Raw genomic sequence first — 14,385 nt, forward strand, 5'->3', positions numbered from 1 at the left:
TTTTTTGTAAATTGTATTTTTCGTTTTAATTACCAATCGCCTTTAGCACCAGCCAGCCTGAAAAAACTATTAGCAGCACCCAAATCAAAATGATGACCGAAGCGGCATACCAATTCGTCGGCTTGTCAATCGTTTCGCCTGCTTGTTGGCGGCAATCAGCCATAACTTCCGGCGGAATCATTTTGAGAACCAGAGCGATCCCGATTGGAATCAGAATCAGATCATCAAGCAGTCCCAACAAAGGTATAAAATCCGGTATCAGATCAATCGGGCTGAAAGCATAGCCGACGACGCACGCGGCGAGAATTTTGGCATACAACGGTTTTCGCTCGTCGCGGCAAGCCAGATAAAGTGCAAAAGTTTCCTTTTTCAAGGCTCGTGCTTTTTTCGTGAAATTCTCTAAAAAACCACTCATAATTTTGTAACTTACGCAAGCATTTCGACCAGCAAAAGCACCACGAATCCGACAAAAAACATCGCCGTCGTAACGGGAGTTTCCTTCGCTTCGTGCGCTTCGACAAGCAATTCTTCCGTAACCAGATAAAGCAATGCCGCCGCGCCGAAAGCCAGCATTGTGTCGAAAGCGAAGCCGGTCAGTCCCGACAAAAAGTAATTTCCGATGACTACGCCGCCGAGCAAAAGCAGAGCCAGTCCGACTGCCGCGCCGACCATTACGGTTCTGGATTTTCCGGCTTTGCTCAGTGCCACCGAAGCCGAAAGACCGAGAAAGAAAACCTCGAAGGCGAGCGCGAACGTCAGCAAAAATCCCTGTTTTGAACTCGCCGTAAAAGCGATTCCGATGAGCAATCCGTCAATCAGCAAGTCAATACCGATTGTCACTAGCAAACTCGTCGGTGATTCGTTTTCGCCTTTTTCCGCCTCCTCCGAACTTTCCGTTTGCGACTGCTGTTTCGATTCGCTCTTTGCCGGTCGTTTACTCGCGCCGTTTGCTTTTTTCCCGCTGCCTTCGGCAAAGTATTTAACTGCGAGCATCAAACCGATTCCTAGTGTAAAGCCGACGACCATTGCGAGCGGGTCGCGTTGGTGCATTATGTCGGGCAATATTTCGGCGGCGACGGCGGCAAAAACGAGTCCGGCGGCAAAATGCTGCACCAAACTGCGAATGGTCGCGCCGGGTTTCCAAAATACGGCGATAATGCCGCCGACAAGCACCGCCGAAGCCGGAATCAGCGCGTAGCCCATCACCTGCCAAAATGAGTTATTCATAATCACGCATAGACTATTCGTCAAGAATTTTATTAAAAGCTGCCCAATTTCGACACAAAATAAGGCGCCGCATCGAATACAATGCTGGCATTTGTCAATGCAGATGTAATAGCTCTAGCGCCAAACCGAAGCACAACCTGTATCCGGTGTCAGCCAGCGAAGCCAGGCTGCTAAAACGCAAATTGCCTCCGACGACTTCCGATGCGAGAAAGGCCGACGTAAAGCAGAAAACAATGATTAAGTTTTTCTTGTCACGTCCGGCAGCCGATTGCCCGTTTCCTTTTCCCATAGTCCGAGTTAATGGCCATACTCAGTTTCCACATTTTCGGTTGGAGGTATTTTACGTGAATCCACACTATTGTTTCTGCCCGCAGCTGTTGCAGAAAGCAGATCCTGTTGCGAGCGCATTGCCGCATTTCGTGCATGCATTTGCCGCGGCCGCAAGGGTTGTTCCGCAACCCTTGCAGAAACGCGCGTTTTGGGTATTCGCAACGCCGCATATCTGACAAAACATTTCCTCACCGGAATTGCCGCCCCGTGGTCGCTCGTCTCGCGGCTCTTGTCCATAACTCTCGTCGTAGCGCCGAGAATGTTTATCGTGGTGTCCGCGGCCGCTACGTCGTCGCCCGCTATGATGACCACCGCCTAGTAGGTTTTTTAAAAAGCTCATAGTATTTTACTCCACGAATTTAATCCGAACTGTTCTCCTCACTCGATCTTATTTTCGAAGTGCCGAAATGACGCTGCGTATCCTCACTGCCGATTTTATGCACTCTAAGAAGATCATCCGGGTTCAATTTATCGTCTCTGCTTAATTCGCCGGATTCAACACAGAACTCGTTTTTGCGGCGCCGGCGTTCGATTTTGACGCCGTTTTCCTTTTCTTCATGATGGGTCAATCCTTCTTCTTCTCGTCTGCCAGATGGGGCAGAAATCTCTCGCCAAGGCCTTATTTACCGAGGATTCGCAATCAATCAAAATTCAGCAGCCTGAGGCTGTTAAGAATCACCAGAATTGTCACGCCGACATCTGCAAATATCGCCAATGCCAGACCGCTCAAACCCAGGATCGCCAGGACTACAAACAGCAGCTTAGTAAGCACGGCCGCGGCTGTGTTGATCCTGATCGTCGAGATCGTTTTGCGCCCCAGGCGAACGAGATACGGGATGAGTTCCAGACGGTCGTTCAGGATAGCGATCGAAGCGGCCTCGATCGCGGTATCGCTGCCTGCAGCGCCCATCGCGACGCCGACGTTGGACAGGGTGAGGGCGGGGGCGTCATTTACACCGTCGCCGACCATAGCGACCGCGCCGTATTTTTTAAGAAGGTCTTTGATCGCTTCGGCTTTGTCTTCGGGAAGCATCTCCGCTCTGACCTCGTTGATGCCGACGAACTTCGCGACGGCATCGGCCGGAGCTTTGTTATCGCCGGTAAGCATAATCGTTTCGATACCCAAACCCCGGAGTTCGCTAACGGTTTGTTTACCCTCCGGCTTTAGCTCGTCAGTGAGAGCTATGACACCCTCGACACCGCCGTTGCTGCTTACGACGATAGACGTTTTACCCTCCAGCTGAAGAGCCCCGACGGTTGCCACAACTTCCTCTTGAACGCCGTGCTCTTCCGTTATAAAAGGCAGCTTGCCGATACAATGGTGCTTGTCGTAACAGACCACGCAGTCGGCCTGCGCTCCCTTGCCCATCACGGCTTGAAAATTCTCGACGCCGTGGATCTCGATCTTTTCCTCTCGGGCCGCATCGACGATCGCCTGAGCAAGGGGATGTTCCGAATAAGCTTCGATGCCGGCGGCACAGGCGAGCAGATGTTCGCGCAGGGTGTCGCCGAAGGGAATAACGTCGGTAACTTTCGGTTTTCCGTATGTAAGCGTCCTCGTCTTGTCCATCGCGACGGCCTTGATCTGACCGATCGCCTCGATGTATTTGCCGCCTTTGATCAGTGCTCCGCGAGCGGATGCATTTCCAATAGCCGCGTATATCGAGATCGGCGTGCTGATGACCAGGGCGCAAGGGCAAGCGATGACCAGGATAGTGATCGCCTTTTCAAACCACGGATTGAACGGCTGCCCGAATAATATCGTCGGAATAGCAACAAGCATGACCGCTACGACGATGATAGAAGGCGTGTAGTAACCCGCAAAGGTTTCGATAAATTTCTGGGTTTCGGCTTTTGTTCTGGTAGCGGCGAAAGTCGTTTCAATAATCTTAGCGAGCGTCGAATCGGCCGCAAGTTTTGTCACGCGGGCTTCGAGATAGCCCTGCATGTTGAGCGTGCCGGCGAAAACGTTATCGCCCGCGTGCTTATCCCGCGGCAACGGCTCGCCGGTGATTGTCGATTCGTCGACCGACGAAGACCCGCTGACGACCTCCGCATCCATCGCGACCATATCCGAGGGCTTTAAGACCAGAATGTTGCCGAGCTTAATTTCGTCGAGCGGCGTGTCGGTGATCTGCCCGTCGGCGGATTTGATCGCCGCCGTTTTTGGCGCCCGGTCGACCAGGGCCTGGAGTGCCGACTTACTGGTGGCGATCCCGAACTTCTCCAGCGTTTCGCCAAGGGTAAACAGCACGACAACAACGGCGGCCTCCTCGTACTCGCCGAGATAGAAGGCACCGATGATCGCGATCGTCATCAGCAGATTTATGCTTTTGAAGTTGAGTTTCGCGAGAGCCGTCAGCCCGCTCAACAGGGTGCCGCGTCCTATGGCCAGGATGATAACTGCAAAGAACACGGCCGCGACCCAACGGGAGTACGGCTGCCAAGCCGGGATCGGGGCGAGCAGAAATTTGAAGACATCAATATCCGCGAGCGAAAAGAATTCGAAGACGGCGACCAATGCAACACTAAACACAAGCCATTGAAACTTGCGGTCACCTAATACCGATGGGTTTTTCTCGCTCGCGGCGTTTTCTTTTGCTAACATCTTTTATCGCTCCATATAAGTCGGTTAATTTTGCGGGGTTGCTTATCCGCGTGGCCTGTCGCGATACCAAGGCGGCTTGAATCGTATTCCCCCTCGCTTAATAGTCAGGCGTCGTCGTTAAATTCAGCATTATTATGATTTCGCCGCTGGTTTTTCCGGCGTGTGGGTGATGCTTTATCGACGCTGCGGTTACATCGGCTAGTCGAACAATTCGCCCAGCCAGCCTTTGCGGCGTTTTCGCGGGTCGTAGCCTTTTGAGTGATGGCCTCCCGAGCCACGGCTTTGATAGTCGTCGTAATCCGCCTGCGCCGTCGGGGCTTCCGTGACGGAGCGTTCGATGATCTTGTTGATCTCGCCTCGGTCTAACCATACGCCCCGACATTTGGGACAATAATCGATCTCGACTCCTTGTCGTTCCGACATTTGAAGATCGGTGTCTGTATCATTTGGACATTTCATTTATTTGTTTCCTCCGTTTTCTGTATTTTCCACTTCTTTACTTTCCGACTTGTCTGTTTCCACATTCTGTTCGAGCCGCCCGATGGACGCGAGCACGATCCATGCGATGACGGTGCTTATCAAAGCTAAACCTAAACCACCGAGGCCGACAGTAACTCCGATCGCCGCCGTCATCCAGATGCCGGCCGCGGTTGTCAGGCCGTGGATCCTGCGTTCGTGTTCCAGCTTCAGAATCGCTCCGGCCCCGATAAAGCCGATGCCGGTCGCGAGTCCCTGAACAACCCGCGAAACGCCGTCCGACGACATGCCGCTTCCCGCCGACGCAAGAACAAAGAGTGTTGTGCCCAGCGAGACAAGGATATGTGTTCGCAGCCCCGCCGCCTTGCCCGCCTGCTCCCGCTGTAGTCCGATGATCGCACCGAGCACGGTCGCGGCAACTAAACGTATCACTACGTGTACAAGCTGCGTGACGTCGGGAAGCCCAGACGACAGTTCGCTCCATACAATTTCCATCAAATTCCTCCGAATATGCCGACGACGGAACTTTGTTTATCGCTTCTTCACCTTTCCCTTATTCTTTTCCCGACGCCTCATCTCCAGCCTCCGAAGCCTTAAATCTCCTCAAACCCAAATACAATCCCGCGCACGAGACTTTTCTCTAATCTTCGTACGGGCGGTCGCGATGCCACGGCTTTTTAAAGCGGAAAACATTGGCGACGGTTCGCGTCGGGCTGAGCAGCATCCGCGCGAAGATGCGGACGTAAAACTTATCCGTCGAGCGTTCGATGCGTTTCATTGCAAAGCGGTCGATCGCGTCTTCGCTGATGAGCATCGCCGTGCCGATGGTGGGCGTGACCACGATGTCGCCCCACGTCTGTTTGCCCGATAACCCGACATTGCCGATCGACGCCTGGCTGATCGGTCCGATCTCAAACTGCGTTGACCGCGCCGCCGACCACGCCATCGCCTTCAGTCGGCTGCGCCAATAGTCGCCCGACGCGCCGAATTGCTGCTTCCTTCCCTTCGGATCGTTTTGAATCTGGATATAGCCGACAAATGCCCCCTGCATCGAATGCGCGACATAATTAGTAAAGAATCTGCCGCCGTCCGCCCAGCCTTTCAGCGATTTAACCGAATTGACATAATCTTTCCAGAATTTCCCCTTCATCGCCGACTGTGTCTTAGGCTGCGTGAAAGCGTAACCGTGCTGTATAGCCAAAAACATCAGAGACTGTTTTGTCGCTTCGCCCCATCGGAAACCCTCTTCCAACGGCGGATCGCTGTCATCATCCACGAGGTCATTTGGGATCGCGTCGGCGGTTTTACCCATTGGGCTCGTCGCAGACTTTGATCCCGCAATCGATCTTTTAGGATCGGTTGGTGACTCGGCGGGAATGTCCGAGAATGGCTTCGGCGTCGGCGTCGCTCTGGGCATGCGGGACGTGAGCGCCTGGTCATCATCCGATCTTAGCTTCGCGTCCAACTGCGGCTGTGCCAGGCAGTCTGCGTTTAGCAAATGTGAAAAGAAGATGAGGGTCGGAAGCCCAATCAATAAAAACTTCATAAACGCTCACAACTCCTTGATCTGATGAAGATTGTTTTACCGCTTCATCTGACACTGCCCGTCGATTTCGTGGCGCCGATCGTAGTTGAGGTCGGACAAAAGCTTCGGAGCGATTTCGAAAATCACGGCAGGCGGCCGCCGCCTTACGTCAGGCGACCGCATGCCGTGGTGACGGTACTAATGGTGACGTCGGTGGCTGCGCCCGCCACCAATTACCACTCGAAGAAGGCTGCCCAAGCCGGAGCTCCGGTTAACCGGCCGGCGTGGGTAATTGCGGCTATTGTTGTAATAGCCGTTGTTAGCGTTGTAATAGCCATCATTGTAATAGCCATTATTTCCATCGTAGCTGCCATTGTTGTAGCCGCTGTTGCCGTAATAAACCGGCTGCCTCACCGGCTGTTGGTACACGCGGCGGTCGTGGTGGCGATCCTGGCGGACGTGCTGTCGGCCGTGACCGTTACTTCTACCGTGCTGTGCGTTGGCAGCCATGCTTCCGAAGCCCAAAAGGGCGACGCCAAAGATCGCGAGCATTACGCTGCGTCTTAAACTGCTAGATCGTAAGTTCATAATGCATCTCCTTAATCATCAAGATTAGAGTCCCGGCACCGCCCGTGTAGCACTGCCGTCCAAAGCCAGGGAGAGCTTAGTGCCTCGACCAGTGCCTATCGCCTGCCGGTCGTGCACTTTTCTGCCGGGCGATGCTTTACGCCCGGTCAGATCAAACCTGCCGCTCAGCGCGGCGAAGAACTAATGCCGCCGTCCCCCGTGTTTCACCGGATGGCGGATCACGACGGGGCGATGGGGCCTATGGATAACCACCGAAGGCCGACGAATCGAGCCAAACCCGGAATGCGAAAATCCGAAACCGCGGTGATATCGATGGCCGTAGGGCGAGGACCAGCCCGAGTAAAACGGCAGGAACGTGCGACTTCGATAAAACGGGTCGTAGAGCCAGTAGCCGCTAAATCCGCGGCGACGGTTGAATGAGCTATTGCGATAACCCGAAGAAAGACGGCTTACAGCATCCTTGGAGAGCCTCGAATTGGCCTCCGCGATTGTCTTAGCTCGATCCACGTTCCACTGAGAAAAATCGTCCTGTACTTTCTTATCGAACTTTGCTGTGGCTACCGGCTTTCCATGATCGAAGACAATTTCTTTTCCGTCGCCGATCTTCTCATCGTCAATCTTCACGCTGCCCTTTAGGATGCGGATGGTCGCCGTTTCCGGCTCTCGATACTGAACGCGGTAAACACCTTTCTTATCGAATCGCACCGATGATCCCTCGAACGCAAGTTCGACAGGAGCGACTTCATCGTCGTCACCGGCGACTTCGATCAGGGCGACGCCCGAACTTAATTTCAACCGCAGCGAATCAAGCGATGTATCGGTGAACTCGATAACCGAGTTTTCGCCAACTCTCAAATACGACCCGGGATTAAGTAATATTTCCGCACGCCCGTCAGGCCCGGTTTGTATCTTGTCCCCGTTCTCGAGTGCATCGAGCGTTGAAGCGGGCACGGCCTCTTTGACGGATGCTCGTTTTGTAGAAACATCGCCCGAGACAAAGTTGATCCCGCCAGCCTTAGCCGAAACCACATATAGAGTCGGGTTGGTCTGTGCGTCTGTGGTGACCGCAAATACAACCGCCAGAAGAATTGAAAGAGAAACGCTAGTGATTCTTTTTTTGTACATCATAAACTCCTATCGAACCTTCCCGGCCGCAACTTTGATAAAGCGCGGTCAGCAATTTAAAACTCAGAAACCGTAACGCCGGTTTCGCCGTCCGTACTTAAAACTCAGATAAGTGAGGACTGCGACAGCACCGATAATGAGGGCAATTTTTACGCCGCCCGACAGGTTGTTGCCTTTTGCCTGGCCAACCTGCGGATAAGCGACGGTCGTCGTTGTTCCTTTCTTTGGATTGACGACCGTAAAATCGTTCTCGTTGGCCTCGCTGACATAGCCTTCGACCTTAGTTTTATCGAGAAGTTTAAGTTTGATCTTCGCGTCTGGGCCCGTGCCGAGTTTGCGAATCTCGGCCTTGATAGTTTCCACGCTCTTTACGTCACTGGTATCCGTCGCGGCCCCGGACACGAGGGTCGCCCCACCCAAAATTGATGTGATCAGCAAGCCTGATAAAAATTTCTTAAACATATCGTCTCCTTTTTGCGGCTAACCTGGTTGGAATCAAACGCGGGTTAGCTGGCACGTTTGAGTTTTTCCAGATCGGAACCATAGCTCTCTTGTCGCCAGTTCCTCAGCGAATATATTGCGATGGCGGAGGGCCGCGTCTCCCACACCGCAACCCTCCTACTGGCAAGAGCATCCTCAAGGCGAGGCTCTCATGCCAGATGTCATATCAACCCGCATCATGGTCTTGTTTTTCTGGTCAACCCCGACGCTCTATCGCTTTTACGGACAAAGCCCATGGCTCCGTAGAGCGGGCTGTCGTTACCGTAGGCCGCGGAGCCGGCGACGCCAAGGCCGACTTTTGAGCGTTTCCCGTTGAGCGCGACATAGAGGTCGTCGCGTGCTTCGCGTTTCATCTTAAGCTCGGCCTCCAGATCCCCGATCTCGTCGTCAGCCGTGCCGGCAGCGGTGATATCCGCCAAAAACTCGGTCTGCGTAATGCCGTTGAACTCGACGGCCTTTGCACCTTCGAACCACGCGTCATTCATCACCTCACATTGCCGCCTCACTTCCTTATTACTGACCTTTGCCATATTCATTTCCTCCTAATTACTTCTCAACTTATGCCGAGTTGACTGCAAACTACGCCACCAAAACGTTACTCTTAGTCATCTGGACGATCTTCCAGGTCATCAAAATATGTTTCCCCCTCATTCGGATCGCGTTCCCCTTCGTCTAAATAGAGTTCCCCCTGATGTAGATAGCGTTCTCAGTCGCGTATATAGCCTTCCCCCTCGCGGCTGAGCACTCCTTTTCCTTCTGTGAACCGCTCCAAAGCCCTTTCGACATAATGCGAAAGCTCGACGCCAGATCGCGCAGCACCTTCTTTTGCCTTTGCCAATGTCCAGACGCTTAATTCAAGCCGAACCTCGATCTTCTCTACGGCCGGAGTTTTGTCATCGTTGCCCTCGGCCTTGCCAAAATGCGCCACCGCGTCGATAGAACTGATCCGGTGAATGCCGGGCAGATCGACGGCAGCTTCGTTGGGCGTGTTCGTTTTGCTCATAGGCTTCGGCGTAAGGAGTGTCAGATCGAGAATGCGTTCTCGATTTCAAATCTTAAATTCTAATCACTTGATCAAGCGGCAGGACAAAAATCATGCCGTCCCCGGTTTTGCCCGTATGTGCGTGTTCATGAATTGCTTCAATTATTTCGTCGATTATCTCAACTGGCGCGGCAATTTCGATTTGTTTTTTCGGATGAAACGGATTCAGCGTTTCGTCCCAAGTCTTGTTGGACGTCTGCCCGAAGCCGTGGGCGTCAACAACTGTGATGCCGGGAAACTTTTTGATGTTCTCAAACGCGACCACGAGTTTATCAATCAAAAACGGGCGCACAATGGCAATTATCAATTTTCTTTCCATAATTTATTCTCCTTCTTCAAAAACTCCTTTAGGATCGCGTTCGATCCACGCATAAAGCGTCGGCAGAATCAGCAAAGTCAATAGAGTTGAGGTTATCAGGCCGCCGATAACAACCGTCGCAAGTGGTCTTTGAACTTCAGCTCCGGCGCTGGTCGCTATCGCCATCGGAATAAACCCCAAACTTGCGACGAGGGCCGTCATTAAGACGGGTCTGAGTCTGGTCATCGCCCCTTCTCTGACGGCTTCCAGCACGGTTTTTCCTTCGCGTCGGAGTTGATTGATGTAGGAGACCATAACCACCCCGTTTAGCACGGCCACCCCGAACAGTGCGATAAAACCGACGCCCGCTGAAATCGAAAACGGCATTTCCCGAATTGCCAAAGCGAACACGCCGCCGACAATCGCAAACGGGATTCCCGTATAAATAAGAAGTGCCTGTTTGATCGAGCCGAAAGTTGTAAAGAGCAGAACGAAGATCAGGAAAAGGGCGATGGGGACGACGATCAAAAGCCGCCCTGCCGCTCTCTGAAGATTCTCGAATGTTCCGCCCCATTTCAGATAATATCCGGCTGGAAACTGGACCTCTTTGTCAATCAAACTTTGTGCTTCGGCGACAAAACCGGCGATGTCGCGCCCGCGCACATTGAGTTCTACGCTGATCCTGCGGCGCGTGTCTTCGCGGGAGATCTGTGCCGCCCCTTCGACAAGTTCTATTCCCGCGACTTCGGACAAAGGAACACGCATTCCCGTAGGAGTGGTTAAAAGCAGATTTTTTATCGTGTCTATATCGCGCCCCGAATTCTCGTTTAGTCTGATGACTAAATCGAACCGCTGTTCGCCCTCGAAAACTTGTCCGGCTTCCTTTCCGGCAACAACAGCTTCGACTAAATCGTTGACATCTTCAACGTTAAGACCGTAACGAGCGATCGCAGCCCGGTCAGGTTTGATCTGAAGTTGCGGCAATCCGCTTGTCGCTTCGGCTTTGACATCTTCCGCTCCCGAAACCTTTGACACCACCTGCACGATCTCATCGGCTTTTTCCTTTAAAACATCTAGATCGTCGCCGTAGAGTTTGATCGCCACGTCGGAACGGACACCGGAGATGAGTTCCGCCACGCGAAGTTCTATCGGTTGGGAAAAACTGATGATTGCCGACGGGACTTTCACTTCCAACTTGTGCGACATTTTTTCTACGAGTTCCGTTTTATCTTTCGTCGTCGTCCATTCATCGTGAGGTTTCAACGCGACATAAAGATCGGAAAAGTCAACGCTCATCGGATCCGTTGCGACTTCGGCTCGACCCGTTTTCGAGATGACCGTTTTGACTTCGGGAAACTCCATTAATACTTTTTCTACTTCGGTGACGGTTCTGATCGATTGACTCAGGGACACGCTCGGCAGTTGCTGAACCTGAACCGCAAGATCGCCTTCATCGAGACGCGGAATAAATTCAGCCCCCAAAAACGGAAAGATCGCACCTGAGATCAATACCATACCGACGGCGATCGCTAAGGCTTGCGAGCGGTAACGCGCCATAAAAGCAAACGCCGGAGTATAAATTTGTTTCGCCCAACGGATCAGAAAACTCTCGCTTTCGGAAACTTCGCCTTTTAAAACAAATGTCAGCATCGCCGGAACGTAGGTCAGGCTGAGGATCAGCGAACCCAAAAGTGCGAAAATTACCGTTAAAGCCATCGGCACGAACATTTTGCCTTCGATACCCGTCAAGGAAAGGATCGGCAGATATACAATGCCGATAATAGCGACGGCGAAAACGACGGGACGCGCCACCTCCAGGCAAGCATCTAATATCGTGCGTTCGGGCGGCTCTGACGAATGTTCGTGTTGCGCCTCAGCTCTTCGGCGAACGGCATTTTCGACCATGACGACCGCTCCGTCCACGATCAACCCGAAGTCAAGCGCACCAAGACTCATCAAGTTTCCAGAAACGTTAAAGACGCGCATTAGAATCGCCGCAAACAGCATCGAGAGTGGAATTATCGTTGCGACAAGCAACGCTCCTCGCCAGTTTCCAAGCAGCAGAATAAGCACGACGATGACGAAAATCGCGCCTTCGATCAAGTTCTTTTCGACCGTATAAATGGCGCGGTCGACAAGTTCGGTGCGGTCGTAAAACGGTTCGAGTTCGACTCCGGCGGGCAGAGATTTTTTTACTTCCTCAACGCGCTCCTTGATGCGATTTGCTGCTGCCCGCGAGTTTTCGCCTTTGAGCATCAGTGCGATCCCGGCGACGATCTCGCCCTTGCCGTCCGCCGTTACCGCTCCCTGCCGAACGGTTGAGCCTTCGACGACCTCGGCGACATCGCGGACATAAACCGGAACGCCATCCGTTCCCGTTTTAACGACAATATTCGCAACATCGTCCGCCTTTTCGACCAATCCAAGTCCGCGAAGAAGATACTGTTCAGCACCTTTTTCGATGTATGCGCCGCCGACATTCGCGTTGTTTGCTGAGACCGCTTCATAAATATCCCGCAATGTCAGACCGTAAGACTGCAATTTATTCGGGTCCAGCCGAACTTGATACTGCTTTTTGAACCCGCCGAAACTGTTGATTTCCGTAATTCCCGGAACACCTAGAAGCTGTCGCCGTACGTTCCAATCCTGCACCGTCCGTAATGCCTGCGCGTCGTAGCTTCCATCGGGCGATTTGAGTTCGTATTGATAAATTTCGCCCAAACCCGTCGAAATTGGTCCCATTTCTGGAGATCCGATCGAGGCAGGAATCTGCTCGCGGGCTTGAGCGAGTCGTTCCAGAACAAGCTGACGGGCAAAATATGTATCAACCGAATCGGCAAAAACAACGGTTACTGCCGATAACCCAAACTTTGAAACCGAACGGATCTCTTCGACATCCGGAAGCCCCGACATCGCCGTTTCTACAGGAAAAGTTACCTGTCGTTCGATATCAAGCGGCGCTAAGCTGGGTGCGGCGGTCAATACCTGCACCTGAACATTTGTCACATCGGGAACGGCATCAATCGGAAGATTCAAAAGACTGTATGCACCGCCCGCCGCCATGATGCCGACGAGCAAAAGGACGATCAGCCGATTGGCAACGGAAAAGCGAATTAGTGCGTTAATCATATAAGTTCCTTAGTTAAGTAAATATTCTGTTTAGTGGTCGTCTCCCAAGGCACCCTTTTCGAGCTGTGTCTTTAAAGTAAAGCTGCCGCTCGTCACGATCTTTTCGCCTAGCTTTAACCCATTGATCACCTTTGTATATCCGTTGATGTCTGCCCCGGTTTTGATCTCGCGAACTTCGAACGCTCCGGGCTCATCTTCGCGAGGGACAAAGACAACAGTTTTGCCGCCAGTGCGTTGCACAGCGTCGGACGACACAACCAATTCCTGGCCTGTCGCGGCGTTCGTGCCGGTATAAAATCCGACATCAGCAAACATTCCGGCCCGAAGCTTGCCGTTCGTATTCGGGACCTCGATCCGCACTCTGCCCGTTCGTGTTGACTCATCCAATTGCGGATCGATATATGACACACGGCCATTCACCGTTCCGATCACCGGTGAAGTTATCTCCGCGTTTGCGCCGACGAACAGCTTCGACATGTTCGCTTCGGGAACATTCGCGATAACGTAAACCGTCCCGAGATTCGAGATTGAAAAGATAGGCGTCGCCGCTTCTACGCCGGCTCCAGCGTTGAATCTACGCTCCGTTACGATGCCCGACAGAGGAGCTCTCAATGAAACGAGCGAGGTATTGCTGCGATGATCGTCCGGTCTATTGGATTCGACGGGAACGCCCAAAGCACGCAGCTCATCCTCAATGTGCCGTAGATCGACACGGGCTGTTTCGACCTCTGCCTTCGCTTCCTGCAGCTCTTTGTTTAGTGCGATGTTTGATTGGAAATCGAATTCCGCTTTCGCCGTCCGGTAGTTAGTTTCCGCCGTAACAATGTCTTTGCCGGCACCGGCACCGAGTTCGATCAGTCTTTTGGTTCGTCTTAGCGTTGCATCCGCTTCGTCGAGTTTCGCCTTGGCCTGAAGCACAGCAACGCGGTTTTCGCTTCTTTGAACGCGGACGAGATTTCGCTCGGCCAATTCGTATTTGGTCTTCGCCTCGTGCATCTTGCCGTGCATTTGAGCGAGCTGCGGACTTGATACAACGGCCAGCACAGCTCCAAGCTGCACATAGTCGCCAACACCGTAATTGACTCGCTCGATGCGTCCGCCGACCAACAGGGTCGCCATTTCTGTCCTTTCCGGATTTAATTCGACAGCTCCCGTAACCTTTACCATCGCGATTGCGGGTCGTTGGGTTACGGTTTCGGTCGAGATTCCCGCCGACTCGAGCAACTCAGGATCGAGTTTGACCTCTCTTCCAGTCTCATTTTCCGAGTGTCCCGGTCCATCTTTTTGTTCCCCGGTCGCTTTGTCTCCATCCGTAGAACTTCGGCTAACGATCCAAGCAATTCCAACAATTGCGATCAACGCAACAATGCCGAGAGTAGCGAGCCAAGGAACGAGTGGATTCTTCTTTGGAGCCTCGGATTCGATGTCGTTTTCATCTGATCGATCAAAGTTTGTTTCGGGCCGGTCGAGTTCGGCCTCGTCCGTTGCGTGATGTTCGACTGGTTCGGTGATTTTGTTTTCTGACATATTCTTTT

At 52.7% G+C, this 14,385-nt stretch carries 15 protein-coding genes; 1 reads left to right on the plus strand and 14 read right to left on the minus strand.

Translation table 11 applies throughout. From position 1 onward, the window contains the following. Nucleotides 1-25: 25 nt before the first annotated feature. From IPM50_02465 to IPM50_02495, 7 genes are all read right to left on the minus strand, one after another. Entirely contained in the window at nucleotides 26-415 is a 390-nt protein-coding gene (locus IPM50_02465) for a DUF1232 domain-containing protein (protein ID QQS33464.1), read from the minus strand. 11 nt (nucleotides 416-426) lie between these two features. Next, entirely contained in the window at nucleotides 427-1,227 is an 801-nt protein-coding gene (locus tag IPM50_02470; protein ID QQS33465.1) for a ZIP family metal transporter, read from the minus strand. A 355-nt stretch (nucleotides 1,228-1,582) separates the two neighbouring features. Then, entirely contained in the window at nucleotides 1,583-1,897 is a 315-nt protein-coding gene (locus tag IPM50_02475; GenBank protein QQS33466.1) for a zinc ribbon domain-containing protein, read from the minus strand. Nucleotides 1,898-2,197: 300 nt separating this feature from the next. Further along, on the minus strand, nucleotides 2,198-4,165 hold the full coding sequence (locus IPM50_02480) for a cation-translocating P-type ATPase (protein ID QQS33467.1): 1,968 nt from the start codon (nucleotides 4,163-4,165) through the stop codon (nucleotides 2,198-2,200). Between the two features lie 198 nt (nucleotides 4,166-4,363). Beyond that, a complete protein-coding gene (locus IPM50_02485; GenBank protein QQS33468.1) occupies nucleotides 4,364-4,624 on the minus strand; it encodes a zf-TFIIB domain-containing protein in 261 nt (86 codons plus the stop codon). Beyond that, entirely contained in the window at nucleotides 4,625-5,137 is a 513-nt protein-coding gene (locus IPM50_02490) for an MgtC/SapB family protein (GenBank protein QQS33469.1), read from the minus strand. 145 nt (nucleotides 5,138-5,282) lie between these two features. Further along, on the minus strand, nucleotides 5,283-6,188 hold the full coding sequence (locus tag IPM50_02495) for a hypothetical protein (protein QQS33470.1): 906 nt from the start codon (nucleotides 6,186-6,188) through the stop codon (nucleotides 5,283-5,285). A gap of 24 nt (nucleotides 6,189-6,212) precedes the next feature. Here IPM50_02495 and IPM50_02500 point away from each other — a divergent pair, with 24 nt between their 5' ends. Further along, nucleotides 6,213-6,734: a hypothetical protein gene (locus IPM50_02500; protein QQS33471.1), complete on the plus strand. Its 522-nt coding sequence runs from the start codon at nucleotides 6,213-6,215 to the stop codon at nucleotides 6,732-6,734. A gap of 201 nt (nucleotides 6,735-6,935) precedes the next feature. Here the strand turns inward: IPM50_02500 and IPM50_02505 are convergent, their stop codons facing one another. From IPM50_02505 to IPM50_02535, 7 genes are all read right to left on the minus strand, one after another. Beyond that, complete coding sequence (locus IPM50_02505) at nucleotides 6,936-7,880, minus strand: FecR domain-containing protein (protein QQS33472.1); 945 nt, start codon at nucleotides 7,878-7,880, stop codon at nucleotides 6,936-6,938. Between the two features lie 63 nt (nucleotides 7,881-7,943). Then, nucleotides 7,944-8,342 (minus strand): hypothetical protein, encoded by a 399-nt coding sequence (locus tag IPM50_02510; protein ID QQS33473.1) that lies wholly within the window; start codon nucleotides 8,340-8,342, stop codon nucleotides 7,944-7,946. 215 nt (nucleotides 8,343-8,557) lie between these two features. Next, nucleotides 8,558-8,911, minus strand: a complete 354-nt coding sequence (locus IPM50_02515) for a hypothetical protein (protein ID QQS33474.1) — start codon at nucleotides 8,909-8,911, stop codon at nucleotides 8,558-8,560. Between the two features lie 176 nt (nucleotides 8,912-9,087). Continuing rightward, entirely contained in the window at nucleotides 9,088-9,384 is a 297-nt protein-coding gene (locus tag IPM50_02520; GenBank protein ID QQS33475.1) for a hypothetical protein, read from the minus strand. A gap of 52 nt (nucleotides 9,385-9,436) precedes the next feature. Further along, complete coding sequence (locus IPM50_02525; protein QQS33476.1) at nucleotides 9,437-9,742, minus strand: P-II family nitrogen regulator; 306 nt, start codon at nucleotides 9,740-9,742, stop codon at nucleotides 9,437-9,439. Nucleotides 9,743-9,745: 3 nt separating this feature from the next. Next, entirely contained in the window at nucleotides 9,746-12,850 is a 3,105-nt protein-coding gene (locus tag IPM50_02530; protein ID QQS33477.1) for an efflux RND transporter permease subunit, read from the minus strand. A gap of 30 nt (nucleotides 12,851-12,880) precedes the next feature. Then, on the minus strand, nucleotides 12,881-14,377 hold the full coding sequence (locus IPM50_02535; protein QQS33478.1) for an efflux RND transporter periplasmic adaptor subunit: 1,497 nt from the start codon (nucleotides 14,375-14,377) through the stop codon (nucleotides 12,881-12,883). Between the last annotated feature and the right edge of the window lie 8 nt (nucleotides 14,378-14,385).

Source organism: Acidobacteriota bacterium (genome assembly GCA_016700075.1).
Classification (GTDB): domain Bacteria; phylum Acidobacteriota; class Blastocatellia; order Pyrinomonadales; family Pyrinomonadaceae; genus OLB17.